Source organism: Vibrio scophthalmi (assembly GCF_040869025.1).
GTDB lineage: Bacteria > Pseudomonadota > Gammaproteobacteria > Enterobacterales > Vibrionaceae > Vibrio > Vibrio scophthalmi.
In genome coordinates, this window is the sequence record NZ_CP134271.1 from 951,389 (window position 1) to 967,761 (window position 16,373).

A 16,373-nucleotide genomic window follows, 5' to 3' on the forward strand; every position below is an offset into this window, starting at 1 on the left:
ACGCAACAGGCGAGTAACGCCTATGTCATCACTGTTGAAATAGCGAAAGACGACGAGGAAAGGAAGCAATGGGCAAAACACTGTATGAAAAGGTCTACGACGCACACGTAGCCGTCGCCGCTGAAGGTGAAACACCGATTTTGTATATCGATCGCCATTTAGTGCATGAAGTGACCTCTCCACAAGCTTTTGATGGCTTACGAGAAAAAGGTCGCAAAGTTCGCCAAGTGAATAAAACCTTCGCCACAATGGATCATAACGTTTCCACCACGACGAAAGACATCAATGCTTCGGGTGAAATGGCTCGTATCCAAATGGAAACGTTATCAAAAAACTGTGAAGAGTTTGGCGTTACCTTATATGACATCAACCATAAATATCAGGGTATCGTACACGTTATGGGCCCTGAACTAGGAATTACCTTACCGGGCATGACCATTGTTTGTGGTGATTCACACACCGCAACTCATGGCGCTTTTGGTTCCCTGGCCTTTGGTATAGGCACTTCGGAAGTCGAGCACGTTTTAGCCACACAAACGCTAAAGCAAGCCCGTGCCAAAACGATGAAGATCGAAGTGAAAGGCAAGGTTGCTGAGGGCATTACCGCCAAAGATATTGTACTGGCAATCATTGGTAAAACGACTGCCGCTGGCGGTACTGGCTATGTGGTTGAATTCTGTGGAGAGGCGATTACCGATCTTTCAATGGAAGGCCGCATGACGGTATGTAATATGGCGATTGAACTGGGTGCTAAAGCAGGCCTTATCGCGCCTGATGCAACAACGTTCGATTACATTAAGGATCGTAAGTTTTCACCAAAAGGTGACGACTTCAACGCCGCTGTTGAATATTGGTCGACGCTAAAATCTGATGACAACGCGCAATTTGATGCGGTTGTGACGCTTAATGCTGCAGACATCAAACCACAAGTGACTTGGGGGACTAACCCAGGCCAAGTGATAGCGGTTGACGCTCCAATCCCATCACCAGCCAGCTTTGCCGATCCCGTCGAAAAGGCTTCAGCAGAAAAAGCACTGGCATACATGGGACTAGAAGCAGGTAAAACGCTATCAGATTACACCGTGGACAAAGTATTTGTCGGCTCTTGTACTAACTCTCGCATTGAAGACATGCGCGCTGCAGCTGAAATAGCCAAAGGCCGTAAAGTCGCTTCCCACGTGCAAGCACTGATCGTTCCAGGTTCTGAGCAAGTGAAAGCGCAAGCAGAAGCTGAAGGATTAGATACGATTTTCAAAAATGCCGGTTTCGAATGGCGCTTACCCGGTTGCTCAATGTGCCTAGCGATGAACAATGACCGTTTAGGGCCACATGAGCGCTGTGCATCAACCTCAAACCGTAACTTTGAAGGTCGCCAAGGTCGTGATGGTCGAACCCATCTAGTCAGCCCTGCGATGGCTGCAGCTGCTGCGATAGCGGGCCGCTTTGTTGATATTCGTGAATTGGATTAAGGAGTAACAAGATGTCGGGTTTTAAACAACATACAGGCTTGGTTGTTCCTCTTGATGCCGCCAATGTCGATACAGATGCGATTATCCCAAAACAGTTTCTACAAAAAGTCTCTCGTTTAGGTTTTGGTAAACACCTATTCCATGACTGGCGTTTTCTTGATGATGCCGGTCAACAAACGAATCCTGAGTTTGTGATGAACGCTCCTCGCTATCAAGGTGCTTCAATCCTACTTGCACGAGAAAATTTTGGTTGTGGTTCATCCCGCGAGCACGCCCCTTGGGCATTAGCTGATTACGGCATTAAAGCGATGATCGCACCGAGTTTTGCTGATATTTTTTATGGCAACTCCATCAACAACCAAATGGTTCCAGTGCGCTTAACAGAGCAGGAAGTGGATGAGATTTTCCAATTCGTTGAAGCTAATGAGGGAGCACAGATAGAGGTCGACCTAGAAGCAATGCGTGTTCGAGCTAACGGCAAAGAGTACGCTTTTGAGATCGACTCATTCCGTCGCCATTGCTTGCTCAACGGCTTAGACAATATTGGTCTAACCTTGCAACATGAAGCGAAAATCACCGAATACGAAAGTAAAATACCTCGCTTTCTCGCTTAACAGATAATACAAAGGTTGGCTTAATCGCCAACCTTTTTTATTCCCGTTGAATGAGGACTTCATTCGTGGATTGGGAAAGTTTTATTTAGCTGACACGGTCTTATCATTAAGTTCTATCCGCTTGAGTCTAAACATGAAAACAAAATTTGTTTTATACGCCACCTTAGCGAGTCTACCTTTTGCCACTTTTTCTACGGTAGCAGCACCAAAATCTGATCTTTGGGCCTATTGGCAGCAAAGCAATGAAACCAATCAAGCCACAATTAATCATCAAACTTGGCAAGATATACTCGAACAATATGTCGTGGTTTCTGGGCAGAATCATCTATTCGCCTATCAAGCTGTGACGCCTATCGATAAGCAGAGACTGGATAGCTACATCGAACAGTTGAGCCAACTTGATCCAAAAGAGTATTCACAAGCGGTCCAATACGCTTATTGGGTTAACCTTTACAACGCCGTCACCGTTGATCTTATTCTCGATGCTTATCCGGTTAAATCAATTACCAAATTGGGCGGATTTTTCAGCTTCGGCCCTTGGGATGAAGAGGTTGTGACGATCGAGGGCAAAGCCCTAACGCTGAATGATATTGAACATAGGATACTGCGCCCAATTTGGAATGATCCTCGAACTCATTACGCGGTTAACTGTGCCAGCCTTGGCTGTCCCAATTTACAAACTCAAGCCTTCACCGCGCAAAACACAGACCAATTATTAGAGCAGGCAGCAAAAGCTTTTATTAACAGCCCTAAAGGCGTAGAACTCAACGAGAAAGGCTTAAAGCTCTCTTCCATTTATGATTGGTTTGCCAGTGATTTTGCCGTTGATGGCGGCGTAATAAACCATATTAAGCGCTATCGCCCAAACCTGAGCGCTACTTTAGATAACGTCCAGTATGATTATGATTGGACGCTGAACCAACAGTAAACACTGTTGGCTTACCGAACATAGATAATAAAACGCCCCGAGCAGATAGTCTGCTCAGGGCGATTGTTTTTTTGCTGATACGAAAAAGCCCCGACCAAATGGTCAGGGCTTTCGGAAATAAAACCTGGCGATGTCCTACTCTCACATGGGGAGACCCCACACTACCATCGGCGCTATTGCGTTTCACTTCTGAGTTCGGCATGGAATCAGGTGGGTCCGCAACGCTATGGTCGCCAAGCAAATTCTTTAATAAATGGTGCTGATACCCAGAATCGAACTGGGGACCTCATCCTTACCAAGGATGCGCTCTACCGACTGAGCCATATCAGCACACAAAATCTTTTTTGTCCTTCAGGACTAAAAAAGCCCGCTCTTAAACGGGCTCTTTTACAGTTGCCTTCACCTTTAAAAAGGTAAAAACGAAATTTAAAGCCTGGCGATGTCCTACTCTCACATGGGGAGACCCCACACTACCATCGGCGCTATTGCGTTTCACTTCTGAGTTCGGCATGGAATCAGGTGGGTCCGCAACGCTATGGTCGCCAAGCAAATTCTTTAATCTGGAAAGCTGTTTGAAGTTCTATTTACACATTCAATCGTTCTTGTATTGAGTCCTACAAAACCCCTTGGGTGTTGTATGGTTAAGCCTCACGGGCAATTAGTACAGGTTAGCTCAACGCCTCACAGCGCTTACACACCCTGCCTATCAACGTTCTAGTCTCGAACAACCCTTTAGGGCACTTAAAGTGCCAGGGAAAACTCATCTCAAGGCTCGCTTCCCGCTTAGATGCTTTCAGCGGTTATCGATTCCGAACTTAGCTACCGGGCAATGCCATTGGCATGACAACCCGAACACCAGAGGTTCGTCCACTCCGGTCCTCTCGTACTAGGAGCAGCCCCTTTCAATTTTCCAACGCCCACGGCAGATAGGGACCGAACTGTCTCACGACGTTCTAAACCCAGCTCGCGTACCACTTTAAATGGCGAACAGCCATACCCTTGGGACCGACTTCAGCCCCAGGATGTGATGAGCCGACATCGAGGTGCCAAACACCGCCGTCGATATGAACTCTTGGGCGGTATCAGCCTGTTATCCCCGGAGTACCTTTTATCCGTTGAGCGATGGCCCTTCCATACAGAACCACCGGATCACTATGACCTACTTTCGTACCTGCTCGAACCGTCATTCTCGCAGTTAAGCGGGCTTATGCCATTGCACTAACCACACGATGTCCAACCGTGTTTAGCCCACCTTCGTGCTCCTCCGTTACTCTTTGGGAGGAGACCGCCCCAGTCAAACTACCCACCAGGCACTGTCCGTAATCCCGATAAGGGACCAACGTTAGAACATCAAGCATACAAGGGTGGTATTTCAAGATTGCCTCCACACATACTGGCGTACGTGCTTCAAAGGCTCCCACCTATCCTACACATGTAGGGTCAATGTTCAGTGCCAAGCTGTAGTAAAGGTTCACGGGGTCTTTCCGTCTAGCCGCGGGTACACTGCATCTTCACAGCGATTTCAATTTCACTGAGTCTCGGGTGGAGACAGCGTGGCCATCATTACGCCATTCGTGCAGGTCGGAACTTACCCGACAAGGAATTTCGCTACCTTAGGACCGTTATAGTTACGGCCGCCGTTTACCGGGGCTTCGATCAAGAGCTTCGACCGAAGTCTAACCCCATCAATTAACCTTCCGGCACCGGGCAGGCGTCACACCGTATACGTCATCTTACGATTTTGCACAGTGCTGTGTTTTTAATAAACAGTTGCAGCCACCTGGTATCTGCGACTCCCAATAGCTCCATCCGCAAGGGACTTCACCGTCGAGAGCGTACCTTCTCCCGAAGTTACGGTACCATTTTGCCTAGTTCCTTCACCCGAGTTCTCTCAAGCGCCTTGGTATTCTCTACCCGACCACCTGTGTCGGTTTGGGGTACGATTTCTTATAATCTGAAGCTTAGAGGCTTTTCCTGGAAGCATGGCATCAATGACTTCACTACCGTAGTAGCTCGACATCGTATCTCAGCGTTAACAGCGGTCCGGATTTACCTAAACCACCCGCCTACGTACTTGAACCTGGACAACCGTCGCCAGGCCCACCTAGCCTTCTCCGTCCCCCCATCGCAATTATAAGAAGTACGGGAATATTAACCCGTTTCCCATCGACTACGCCTTTCGGCCTCGCCTTAGGGGTCGACTTACCCTGCCCCGATTAACGTTGGACAGGAACCCTTGGTCTTCCGGCGAGGAGGTTTTTCACCCCCTTTATCGTTACTCATGTCAGCATTCGCACTTCTGATACGTCCAGCATGCCTTACAGCACACCTTCAACCGCTTACAGAACGCTCCCCTACCCAATGCAGTAAACTACATTGCCGCAGCTTCGGTTTATTACTTAGCCCCGTTACATCTTCCGCGCAGGCCGACTCGACTAGTGAGCTATTACGCTTTCTTTAAATGATGGCTGCTTCTAAGCCAACATCCTAGCTGTCTAAGCCTTCCCACATCGTTTCCCACTTAGTAATAATTTGGGACCTTAGCTGGCGGTCTGGGTTGTTTCCCTCTCCACGACGGACGTTAGCACCCGCCGTGTGTCTCCCGGATAGTACTTACTGGTATTCGGAGTTTGCAAAGGGTTGGTAAGTCGGGATGACCCCCTAGCCTTAACAGTGCTCTACCCCCAGTAGTATTCGTCCGAGGCGCTACCTAAATAGCTTTCGGGGAGAACCAGCTATCTCCAGGTTTGATTGGCCTTTCACCCCTAGCCACAAGTCATCCGCTAATTTTTCAACATTAGTCGGTTCGGTCCTCCAATTGATGTTACTCAATCTTCAACCTGCCCATGGCTAGATCACCTGGTTTCGGGTCTAATTCTAGCAACTATACGCCCAGTTAAGACTCGGTTTCCCTACGGCTCCCCTAGATGGTTAACCTTGCTACTAAAATTAAGTCGCTGACCCATTATACAAAAGGTACGCAGTCACGGGACGCAATGCCCGCTCCTACTGCTTGTACGTACACGGTTTCAGGTTCTATTTCACTCCCCTCACAGGGGTTCTTTTCGCCTTTCCCTCACGGTACTGGTTCACTATCGGTCAGTCAGTAGTATTTAGCCTTGGAGGATGGTCCCCCCATATTCAGACAGGATAACACGTGTCCCGCCCTACTCGTTTTCACCTAATATGCGTTGCCGGTTACGGGGCTATCACCCTGTATCGCACAACTTTCCAGAAGTTTCACCTGACGCATAAAACGCTTAAGGGCTAATCCAATTTCGCTCGCCGCTACTTTCGGAATCTCGGTTGATTTCTTTTCCTCGGGGTACTTAGATGTTTCAGTTCCCCCGGTTCGCCTCATTAACCTATGTATTCAGTTAATGATACGTGCTTATGCACGTGGGTTTCCCCATTCAGAAATCCCAGACTCAAATGGTTGTTACTACCTAATCTGGGCTTATCGCAAGTTACTACGTCTTTCATCGCCTCTGACTGCCAAGGCATCCACCGTGTACGCTTAGTCACTTAACCATACAACCCGAAGGAGTTTCGTTAAACAACCAAGTTGTCTCTCTATTTTATGAGTGAGAGACGTTCGATTTTGCCGGACTCAATTTCGAATAATCATCATAAATGATGATATTGCCAAGAACACTTGAATGTGTTTTTTGGTGTTTACCTTAAAGGTAAACATTGAGAACTTTTTTTGATAACAACAATGTTGTTATCAGTCAGCTTTCCAAATTGTTAAAGAGCTAGATTTTCTGATGAAAACCATTTTTAAAAACACTCAACTTTCTATTCAAAAGTAAATGCGCTTAAAGATGGTGGAGCTATGCGGGATCGAACCGCAGACCTCCTGCGTGCAAGGCAGGCGCTCTCCCAGCTGAGCTATAGCCCCATCAGGTGTCGATACTGTGTGCCAATTCCTTGGGAAGGGAATTGGTGGGTCTGAGTGGACTCGAACCACCGACCTCTCGCTTATCAGGCGAACGCTCTAACCACCTGAGCTACAGACCCAGTATCGTCTCTTAAACTTTATAAACCATCAATCTGTGTGGACACTCATCGTGAGTAATCATCGTATAAGGAGGTGATCCAGCGCCAGGTTCCCCTAGCGCTACCTTGTTACGACTTCACCCCAGTCATGAACCACAAAGTGGTGAGCGTCCTCCCCGAAAGGTTAAACTACCCACTTCTTTTGCAGCCCACTCCCATGGTGTGACGGGCGGTGTGTACAAGGCCCGGGAACGTATTCACCGTGGCATTCTGATCCACGATTACTAGCGATTCCGACTTCATGGAGTCGAGTTGCAGACTCCAATCCGGACTACGACGCACTTTTTGGGATTCGCTCACCATCGCTGGTTGGCAGCCCTCTGTATGCGCCATTGTAGCACGTGTGTAGCCCTACTCGTAAGGGCCATGATGACTTGACGTCGTCCCCACCTTCCTCCGGTTTATCACCGGCAGTCTCCCTGGAGTTCCCGACATTACTCGCTGGCAAACAAGGATAAGGGTTGCGCTCGTTGCGGGACTTAACCCAACATTTCACAACACGAGCTGACGACAGCCATGCAGCACCTGTCTCAGAGTTCCCGAAGGCACACCTGCGTCTCCGCTGGCTTCTCTGGATGTCAAGAGTAGGTAAGGTTCTTCGCGTTGCATCGAATTAAACCACATGCTCCACCGCTTGTGCGGGCCCCCGTCAATTCATTTGAGTTTTAATCTTGCGACCGTACTCCCCAGGCGGTCTACTTAACGCGTTAGCTCCGAAAGCCACGGCTCAAGGCCACAACCTCCAAGTAGACATCGTTTACGGCGTGGACTACCAGGGTATCTAATCCTGTTTGCTCCCCACGCTTTCGCATCTGAGTGTCAGTATCTGTCCAGGGGGCCGCCTTCGCCACCGGTATTCCTTCAGATCTCTACGCATTTCACCGCTACACCTGAAATTCTACCCCCCTCTACAGTACTCTAGTCTGCCAGTTTCAAATGCAATTCCGAGGTTGAGCCCCGGGCTTTCACATCTGACTTAACAAACCACCTGCATGCGCTTTACGCCCAGTAATTCCGATTAACGCTCGCACCCTCCGTATTACCGCGGCTGCTGGCACGGAGTTAGCCGGTGCTTCTTCTGTCGCTAACGTCAAATCCATACGCTATTAACGTATGAACCTTCCTCACGACTGAAAGTGCTTTACAACCCGAAGGCCTTCTTCACACACGCGGCATGGCTGCATCAGGCTTGCGCCCATTGTGCAATATTCCCCACTGCTGCCTCCCGTAGGAGTCTGGACCGTGTCTCAGTTCCAGTGTGGCTGATCATCCTCTCAGACCAGCTAGGGATCGTCGCCTTGGTGAGCCATTACCTCACCAACTAGCTAATCCCACCTGGGCTAATCTTGACGCGAGAGGTCCGAAGATCCCCCTCTTTGGCCCGTAGGCATTATGCGGTATTAGCCATCGTTTCCAATGGTTATCCCCCACATCAAGGCATATTCCCAGGCATTACTCACCCGTCCGCCGCTCGTCAGCAAAGAAAGCAAGCTTTCTTTCTGTTACCGCTCGACTTGCATGTGTTAGGCCTGCCGCCAGCGTTCAATCTGAGCCATGATCAAACTCTTCAATTTAAGATTTTGTCGGCTCAATGAATACTGACTTCAAAACTACTAAAAGTAATTTTAAAGCTATTATCGTTCCAACAGAACGATAATGAATTGACTGTGCCAAATAACCGAAGTTATTTGTATTGGTCACTCAGTTCATTGAACCCAATTTGTTTCCGAAGAAACTGTTTTCACCGAAGCGAAAACTTATTGGATTATCATCAACGAGTGCCCACACAGATTGATAGGTTTATATTGTTAAAGAGCTTTGCTACGAGAGTTTCTCTCGAAGCGGAGGTGAATTCTAACGAGATAACTGAAAGAGTCAAACACTTTTTCAATTTAATTTTCGTGGAACCTTTCACCTCTCTGACTAACGCTGAAGCCTTGCGGCGTCTGCCCTGTCAGTGGATGCGCATTATAGGCAGCTGAATTTTATTGGCAAGCACAAAATGCATTTTTTCTTATAAAAAGTGCTTAACTGCGCAATCATTAAACAGCTCCATATTTAACTTCAAGATACCCTCAGATTACCCACCAGTTACCCACAAAATCCTGTTGATAACCTAGTTATCCCCTTCTATAAAGTAAGAGATTCGCGCACGGGGATTTAAGTACTCTTTAATTTTCTCAGGAAGCTTATTTGGCAAGATAGCATTAACTATCTTTATATCCTTCTCTGCGAGATCAATGATCGGCGCTTGGCTTCTTGGCACCGCCGGATCATAAATGAGAACATTCGGATAAAGGATATGAGCAGAATTCACTGAGATCACTAATCCCACCATCTCATTCGACAATTGCACCACAGTTCCTGGAGGATACACGCCCATAAATTTAATTAAGATACTGAGGTTCTCGTTGTTGTAACGAGATTTACAGTTCTTATAAAGATGTGCCAATGCGACATAGGGGATTTTTTGCTGAGCAGCGACTGGGTTATGACAAAGAACATCATAAGCATTCGCCACCGCAACAATCTGCGTTAATGTGTCTATTTGATCTGCTTTAAGCCCTAACGGGAAACCTTTGCCATCATTCGTCTCATGATGGTTCTCAATCACTCGTTTCGCAGAGTCTGGAAAGCCCTCTATATTATCGGCCAATTCCACTCCATATTTGGTGTGCAACTTAAGGTAGTTTTGCTCCGGCTCGGTTAAAGGTACGGTTTTTCTCAGAATCGCTGTCGGAATTTTAATTTTACCAATGTCATGAAATAGCGCCGCGAAAGCCAATTCTTTTATGGTTGCGGTCTCAAGCTTCTTCGCTTTACCGATCAACATCGATAACACAGCAACATTCAGTGAGTGAAAATAGATGTCTTCAAATTCACTCTTACCATTCATCAAATGTAGCGTAACATCGCCATCACTCATCAAGCGAACGACAATATCGTCAACTAAGACCATCGCTTCATCGACGGCTAATTCAGGACGGTTACGAATTTTCGTCATCACTGCACGCATACGAGCAAGAGAGCGTTCAAACTCTTTTTCACAATTAGCGACACGACGACGATAAGCACTCATGGTTTCAATACGCTGCTGCTTTTCTTGCCATAGTTGCTGGGCGCGTCTATCCATCGCCTCATTAACTGACTCTGTAGGAGCGTTGTCAATTTGCTGTACAGGTAATGGGGGGACGTCACTTTGGTCGACATTAACGTAGACATATTTAATGCCCAAATGACGAATAACTCGAATTTGGTCTTGGCTTTTAAGCTTAAAGCTATTCAGCAGGAAGGGATGTTCGTTCCACTTTACCGGTAAACGAATGTGCAGCCCGGGTTGAATTCGGTCTACCGTAATTTTGATATTTGCCACGTTCTAGATACAACTATGAAACCCAATAAAACGCGGCTAGTTTAGTGCTTATACTCTAATTTTCTAGATAAAAACGTCATTTGTGAGAAGTTAACAGGATTTCCGTCGTTTATTTCACCAACTCACAATGCAGCATCCAGCGAATACCGAACTTATCTTGCACCTTACCAAATCGCGCTCCCCAAAAGGTATCCGCTAGCGGCATCATCACCGCACCGTCACAAGCAAGTTTATCGAACAACGGTTCTTGTAAGTCGAGGTCATCCAATACCAGTGATAACGCAATATTGTTACCAGAAACGTCACTGACTACCATGCCATCAGATAACATCAGCTTCATACCAAAAGCCTCAAATTCAGCATGCATAATCCAATCCGGATTCGCCCCTTCAACCGATTGAGGGGCATCACGGAAATATTGTTTGGTTAGTACCACACCACGAAAGCAGCGTTGATAAAACTCGAGCGCCTCTTCACATTGGCCTGAAAAACACAGGTAAGGGGTAAGTTGATACATAGCTATTCTCCAAACTGACTGTTTTCATTAAAGAATAGCGAAGAATCAACAGATGTAATTAGTACTTTAGTCCTATATTAAGGCGCGATCGGCCTTGCGAATCACTAGCTTAGGCGTAAATTCATGCAGTTGACCGACCTCTTTACCCGCGATCAGATCCATTAGCACTTGCACCGCCGACTGAGCCATATCATTGATAGGAAAGCAGACCGAGGTAACCGCAGGGTATAATTCATTGCATCGCTCTACGCTATCAAAGCTAACAATCGAGATATCCTCCGGCACTTTAAGTCCATGCTCGTGCAAGTATTGCATCGCACCAACCGTCATCTCTTCACTACAAGAGAAAATTGCCGTCAATTCTGGATGACGGGTTAATAGCGCTTTAGTCGCATCATATCCACTTTGCGAACCGTAGTTCCCTTCCTCACACCATGATTGAGGGACACTCACTTGTGCCGCAGCCATGGTATCAAGGTAACCTTGCTTACGCTGCAAGCTGTTTTCACGCCAAGTAGGGCCGGTGATACAACCAATTAAGCGGTGATTTTGCTGTAACAAGTGCTGTACCGCCATTGAACTTGCTTTATGGTGATTGAAACGAATACAACGCTCTTCTAATGATGGAATAACGCGGTCTAGCAAGACAAAAGGTGGGTGCTGTTGTGCAAGTTGGCAGATATCTTCATCAGTCAAATGACGACTGTGCAATATATAACCATCGCAACGTAACGCATGAAAACGCTCAACCGCGTCTCTTTCCCCCTCTTTAGAGTGGTGCCCTTGAGCGGTAATTAAAAATTTAGCATGTGTATCAAGTTCATTTTGAACTTGTTCCATCATGGCGCCAAAAAATCCCCCGGTATAGTAGGTCACCAATAGACCCATCATGTTACTTGACGAAGTCGCGAGCGAACGAGCAATAGCACTCGGGCGATAGTTCAATTCCGCCATCGCTTGCTCTACTTTCTGTCTGGTTTCCTCTCTGAATTTACCTTCACCGTTAATGATCCTAGAAACCGTCGAACGGTTTACTCCTGCTAAGGCAGCAACATCTTTAATTCGTGCCATATGACCTTCAATAGTTAATACGATTAGAAAGAAAAAAGCTGTCAGTAACGAAAATTAAGGGGGGAACTGAAACTGACAGCAGTTATGATACACAGAGATGCAGTAGCGGCTAAGTCAGTACGGAATAATCCGTGACTTGGATATCACGCTCTTGTAAGAAAGCGATGAATTCTGGTGAGGAAAGTGTCGCTAGCTCGTGCTCACGCTGGGCAAGATAGCTGCTCATCGAGCGCAGCTGCGTATCAACGATTGCGGGATGACACATTACTTCCAACACATCACAGTTATTCTCATGCTCTAACATCAATTGCTTAGCACTCGCAACTGAGGTGTGTTGATCGTAGAACTGCTCAGTAAAATGATAACGACAACCAAACTCCTCTTGCCCAGCAAGACCCACTCCACGCAGTGGGACTCGGTATTTTTTTGCCACTTCGTACACCGCTGGGGCGATCTGAGGATGTGTATGGGCATGATGATGGCCATCAATATGGCTCAATGTTAAGCCTAAGCTTAAAAAATGCTCCACTTGGGCCACCACTTCTTCATACACCTCAACCGGGTCAAAATCCTGCTTGCTCCAAAAGCCAGGAATAGCCGGAAAAAGACCGTGTTCACCCACAAGCGATTGATGACCTGTCAGTGGCTTACCAGCTGTAAAGCGCAGATGAAGCCCAACTTTCAATTCCGGCACTTGCGCAGCAAGCGCGACAGCATGGGATTCGCCGGGCATATCGACCATCAATGTCGTCGAACGAACAACACCATGACGGAAGGCTTGTACAATACCGTTATTGACACCGGCAGTAAGACCAAAATCGTCGGCATTAAAAATGACTTTCATCTTTTCCTCAGCTTATTGCTTTGCAGCAAGCACACTCGCTAGAGTGTGGTTAGTTTAAATTGTGGTAAATACTCCGCATTCTCACGAAGAATATCATTGAGGATCGCTTTGGCTCGCTTGATGTCAGGCACAAGAGGATTATTCGCCAGTGCCATCAATGCTTTGTCATAGTCACCAAACACAGCCGCTTCAATCGCCAACTGCTCGTAGGCTTTTACTTGATGCAAAAGACCTTTGATGTTCGCTGGTAGCTCGCCGACAGCAATAGGTTTGGCACCCCAATTACCGATAACAGCACTGCATTCAATCACAGCATCGTCAGGAAGCGTATTGATGGCTCCATTATTTGGTACGTTCACCACATGAATGCCATTGCGGTTATTGTAAATACCATCAACCAAGTTAAGTGAAGCATCTGAATAATAGGCACCGCCCCTTTCTTCTAACTCCTTCGGTTTTACATCCAAATTGACGTCTTGATAGAGTTTGAATAGTGATGCTTCGGTTTTCATCACCTGCTCAGCTCGTGTTCCTTGCTCGCCAGCACTTTCTTTCTCTTCCTGCAGCATCGCATCCGTTTGATAGAAATAACGATGATATGGACATGGGATCGCCCCCAACGCTCTAAGAAAGTCAGGATCCCATGGTTCTTCAAAAATATTCTTCATGCTGAAGTTTGCGCCATCACCGACTTTTTCAATCACGGTTTCAGTAATGTCTTCACCATTCAGCCATGCCTTGAGCACCCACACTAAGTGGTTTAAGCCAGCAAATTCCAATTGCAGCTCTTCTGGCTGACAACCCATCATCTCTGCCACCATCATGCGCATCGAAACGGGAACGTTACACAGACCAATGCTCTTGACCTTGGTGTGTTTATTGACAGCTTCAGAAACGAGACCTGCTGGGTTGGTAAAATTCAGCATCCACGCTTGGGGCGCAAGTTCTTCAATATCACGACAGATATCAAGGATTACGGGGATGGTACGTAAAGCCTTAGCAAAACCACCTGGCCCCGTCGTTTCTTGACCAATCACATCATACTTGAGTGGGATGCGCTCATCACTTGCACGAGCCTTTAAGCCACCCACACGAAATTGCGTCATGACAAAATCAGCACCTTTGATCGCCTCACGACGATCGGTACTTGCGCTAATCTTGATATCAGCCCCCACTTTAGCCACCATTCTTGTGGCTAACGCATGGATGATGTCGAGTTTTTCTCTACCTTGATCAATATCCACTAAGTGAATTTCACTCACCGGTAAAAATTCTCGGCGTTTTAACACACCTTCAATAAGCTCAGGCGTGTAGCTACTGCCACCACCAATGATGGCAAGCTTCAAAGCACCTCTAGGCATATTTATTCTCCATTAAGCGACTAACTGCTGATGTAAAGCGACCATTTCTGTCGCCATTTCATGAGCAAGAATGGTTGTCATGAGGTGATCTTGGGCATGCACCATAACCAACGTCATTGGCACTTTGCCTTCTCCCTGATCCGCTTCGATAAGCTGAGTCTGAGTGAGGTGCGCCTTATTTAGGCACTCTTTGCCTTGTGCCAACTTCTCTTGTGCTTGGTCAAAATCATTATTACGGGCTAACCTCAACGCTTCGTAACATAGACTGCGCGCTTCACCTGCATTACAAATGATTTCCATCACAACCATTTCCTGGTCCATAAATCCTCCCGATAAAACGTATTTGATACTTACAAAAATTTAAATTAAGCGGTCACACCTTGACCGTTACCTTGTTCCTCTGCTTTCTTTTCCGCGACAGGCAGTTCTTCTGCCAACACCTGCTTCTCAAACATTTTGAAGAATGGTAGGTATAAGAAGAGATCAAGAATCATCAAGCCAATGACCAGCAGTACTGGTGTAAATGTCCAACCACTACCCCAAGAAGCACCAATGATGGCAGGTGTTGTCCACGGTGTTGTCGCCACCCCCATTCCGACAAATCCGGAGTGAACTGCAAAATAAGCGATCGTCGCGTTAACCACTGGAACCAGTAAAAAGGGCAGGAACAAAGTAGGGTTCAACACAAGCGGTGTACCGAAGATCACCGGCTCATTAATTTGGAAGAAACCAGGTACCACACTCATACGGCCAATACTCTTGAGGTGCGCTGAACGGCTAAAGGCCATCAGCAGTACCAGTGCAAACGTTGCACCTGAGCCGCCAAGGAAGATATAGAAGTCCCAAAACGGTTGAGTAAAGATATTTGGAATTGGCTCACCAGCAATAAAGGCTTCGGTGTTCGCGCCAATGTTGGTAAGAAAAATAGGAGACAGTAGGCCAACAACAATCGCCGCGCCGTGAATACCGGCAAACCATAATAATTGGCATAACAGCAATGCACCGATGATGGCAGGCAATGAGTTTGATGCGCTCACTAGTGGTTTAAACGCTTCAAGAATCAGATCCGGAATTAACATATCAAACTGGGCTTGAACGAAGATACTTAATGGATAAAGGGTCAAAAATACCGCTAATACTGGGATCATCACTTCAAATGAACGAGCAATTGCCGGTGGTACTTGTTCTGGCATACGAATCGTAACGTTGTGTTTTTTCAAAAAACGGTACAGCTCTACGGCGAAAAATGCCGATAGAACGCCCGTAAATACACCCGTCCCTCCCATATGTTGAGTGGGTAGACCTCCATTTGATAATGGTGAAGCCACCAAGAGATAAGACATCAACGCAAGCGCGGCACTGGTAATGCCATCCATTTTGTGGGCTTTCGCCAGACTATGCGCTACACCCAATGTAATGAAGATCGTCATAATCCCCATCGACATATTGAATGGCATCATAATGGTATCAAAGTGTGTCGTAGCAAAATCCAACCATGCGCGACCAAATGCATTTTTGGTATCAGGGTCAAATGGAGGGAAGGCAAAAATTAAAATAAAACTACCGACAATAATAAACGGTATTGAGACGATAAAGCCGTCTCTCATTGCTCTTACATGTGGTTGATTGCCCACTTTAACCGCGAGTGGTGCGATATATTTTTCGACAAAACCAAGTATCGAATCATAAAGATTCATAGTGTCCATCCTTATTTTTGGCGTAAAAAGTCCCACACCCTATATTTCAATAAGGTGTAATCACTTTTTATTTATATTTGTTTTTAACTTATATTGAGAATTAGTTAATTAAGCTCAGTGCTTGTGTGAGCACCTCATCGCCTTTCATCATTCCATAATCTTGCATTGAGATAGCGGCGATATTTTTACCGTGCTCATCAGCGGTTTTCTTCAAGTCTTCAAGTTGAAAACGCACTTGAGGACCAAGTAAGCAAACATCGTATTCTTTAATCGCTTCAGAGAACGCATTGACGGCGAGCGCTTCGATTTGGCACTCGATACCACGAGCTTGCGCCGCTTGTTCCATTTTCTTTACTAGCATGCTGGTCGACATACCAGCGCTACAACAAAGTAAAATCTTCTTCATCATCCAGCTCCTTTATTTGATTTAGAATCAACCC

General features: G+C 46.6%; 11 protein-coding genes, 3 tRNA genes and 4 rRNA genes. 3 read left to right on the forward strand and 15 right to left on the reverse strand.

All coding sequences use genetic code 11. The annotated features are described in order from the left end of the window. Positions 1–68 precede the first annotated feature (68 nt). The 3 genes from leuC (at position 69) to RJD38_RS04195 (ending at position 3,011) form a co-directional block, all read left to right on the forward strand. Positions 69–1,469 (forward strand): 3-isopropylmalate dehydratase large subunit, encoded by a 1,401-nt coding sequence (leuC, locus tag RJD38_RS04185; RefSeq protein WP_065545015.1) that lies wholly within the window; start codon positions 69–71, stop codon positions 1,467–1,469. An 11-nt stretch (positions 1,470–1,480) separates the two neighbouring features. Then, entirely contained in the window at positions 1,481–2,083 is a 603-nt protein-coding gene (gene leuD / locus RJD38_RS04190) for a 3-isopropylmalate dehydratase small subunit (protein WP_009385732.1), read from the forward strand. A 133-nt stretch (positions 2,084–2,216) separates the two neighbouring features. Further along, positions 2,217–3,011, forward strand: coding sequence for a DUF547 domain-containing protein (locus tag RJD38_RS04195; RefSeq protein WP_065545014.1), 795 nt, complete (start codon positions 2,217–2,219; stop codon positions 3,009–3,011). A 122-nt stretch (positions 3,012–3,133) separates the two neighbouring features. Here RJD38_RS04195 and rrf (RJD38_RS04200) read toward each other — a convergent pair. The 15 genes from rrf (RJD38_RS04200) to RJD38_RS04270 form a co-directional block, all read right to left on the reverse strand. Beyond that, positions 3,134–3,249: ribosomal RNA gene (rrf, locus tag RJD38_RS04200) — 5S ribosomal RNA — on the reverse strand. Positions 3,250–3,265: 16 nt separating this feature from the next. Next, positions 3,266–3,341 (reverse strand) — tRNA-Thr (locus RJD38_RS04205). Between the two features lie 101 nt (positions 3,342–3,442). Next, a 5S ribosomal RNA gene (gene rrf, locus RJD38_RS04210) occupies positions 3,443–3,558 on the reverse strand. Positions 3,559–3,648: 90 nt separating this feature from the next. Then, positions 3,649–6,542 (reverse strand): 23S ribosomal RNA (locus tag RJD38_RS04215). Between the two features lie 294 nt (positions 6,543–6,836). Then, positions 6,837–6,912: transfer RNA gene (locus RJD38_RS04220), tRNA-Ala, on the reverse strand. A gap of 42 nt (positions 6,913–6,954) precedes the next feature. Continuing rightward, positions 6,955–7,031: transfer RNA gene (locus RJD38_RS04225), tRNA-Ile, on the reverse strand. A 66-nt stretch (positions 7,032–7,097) separates the two neighbouring features. Continuing rightward, positions 7,098–8,644 (reverse strand): 16S ribosomal RNA (locus tag RJD38_RS04230). The 16S, 23S and 5S rRNA genes sit together here with 3 tRNA genes alongside, the layout of an rRNA operon. Before the next feature lie 542 nt (positions 8,645–9,186). Next, on the reverse strand, positions 9,187–10,443 hold the full coding sequence (locus RJD38_RS04235) for an HD-GYP domain-containing protein (RefSeq protein WP_065545013.1): 1,257 nt from the start codon (positions 10,441–10,443) through the stop codon (positions 9,187–9,189). Positions 10,444–10,552: 109 nt separating this feature from the next. Beyond that, positions 10,553–10,960, reverse strand: a complete 408-nt coding sequence (locus RJD38_RS04240; protein ID WP_367971401.1) for a VOC family protein — start codon at positions 10,958–10,960, stop codon at positions 10,553–10,555. Between the two features lie 72 nt (positions 10,961–11,032). Further along, positions 11,033–12,031, reverse strand: a complete 999-nt coding sequence (locus RJD38_RS04245) for a LacI family DNA-binding transcriptional regulator (protein WP_005594010.1) — start codon at positions 12,029–12,031, stop codon at positions 11,033–11,035. 109 nt (positions 12,032–12,140) lie between these two features. Beyond that, complete coding sequence (gene chbG, locus RJD38_RS04250) at positions 12,141–12,875, reverse strand: chitin disaccharide deacetylase (protein ID WP_065545012.1); 735 nt, start codon at positions 12,873–12,875, stop codon at positions 12,141–12,143. Positions 12,876–12,913: 38 nt separating this feature from the next. Continuing rightward, entirely contained in the window at positions 12,914–14,236 is a 1,323-nt protein-coding gene (locus RJD38_RS04255) for a 6-phospho-beta-glucosidase (protein ID WP_065545011.1), read from the reverse strand. 12 nt (positions 14,237–14,248) lie between these two features. Beyond that, on the reverse strand, positions 14,249–14,557 hold the full coding sequence (locus RJD38_RS04260; protein WP_005594006.1) for a PTS lactose/cellobiose transporter subunit IIA: 309 nt from the start codon (positions 14,555–14,557) through the stop codon (positions 14,249–14,251). Between the two features lie 44 nt (positions 14,558–14,601). Beyond that, a complete protein-coding gene (locus RJD38_RS04265; protein WP_065545010.1) occupies positions 14,602–15,933 on the reverse strand; it encodes a PTS sugar transporter subunit IIC in 1,332 nt (443 codons plus the stop codon). A 100-nt stretch (positions 15,934–16,033) separates the two neighbouring features. Continuing rightward, a complete protein-coding gene (locus RJD38_RS04270; protein ID WP_005594004.1) occupies positions 16,034–16,339 on the reverse strand; it encodes a PTS sugar transporter subunit IIB in 306 nt (101 codons plus the stop codon). Positions 16,340–16,373 lie beyond the last annotated feature (34 nt).

Bases quoted from the DNA above. Each gene is read 5' to 3' on its own strand.
- leuC (WP_065545015.1), top strand. From the start codon at position 69: ATGGGCAAAACACTGTATGAAAAGGTCTACGACGCACACGTAGCCGTC.
- leuD (WP_009385732.1), top strand. From the start codon at position 1,481: ATGTCGGGTTTTAAACAACATACAGGCTTGGTTGTTCCTCTTGATGCC.
- RJD38_RS04195 (WP_065545014.1), top strand. From the start codon at position 2,217: ATGAAAACAAAATTTGTTTTATACGCCACCTTAGCGAGTCTACCTTTT.
- RJD38_RS04240 (WP_367971401.1), bottom strand. From the start codon at position 10,960: ATGTATCAACTTACCCCTTACCTGTGTTTTTCAGGCCAATGTGAAGAG.
- RJD38_RS04245 (WP_005594010.1), bottom strand. From the start codon at position 12,031: ATGGCACGAATTAAAGATGTTGCTGCCTTAGCAGGAGTAAACCGTTCG.
- chbG (WP_065545012.1), bottom strand. From the start codon at position 12,875: ATGAAAGTCATTTTTAATGCCGACGATTTTGGTCTTACTGCCGGTGTC.
- RJD38_RS04255 (WP_065545011.1), bottom strand. From the start codon at position 14,236: ATGCCTAGAGGTGCTTTGAAGCTTGCCATCATTGGTGGTGGCAGTAGC.
- RJD38_RS04260 (WP_005594006.1), bottom strand. From the start codon at position 14,557: ATGGACCAGGAAATGGTTGTGATGGAAATCATTTGTAATGCAGGTGAA.
- RJD38_RS04265 (WP_065545010.1), bottom strand. From the start codon at position 15,933: ATGAATCTTTATGATTCGATACTTGGTTTTGTCGAAAAATATATCGCA.
- RJD38_RS04270 (WP_005594004.1), bottom strand. From the start codon at position 16,339: ATGAAGAAGATTTTACTTTGTTGTAGCGCTGGTATGTCGACCAGCATG.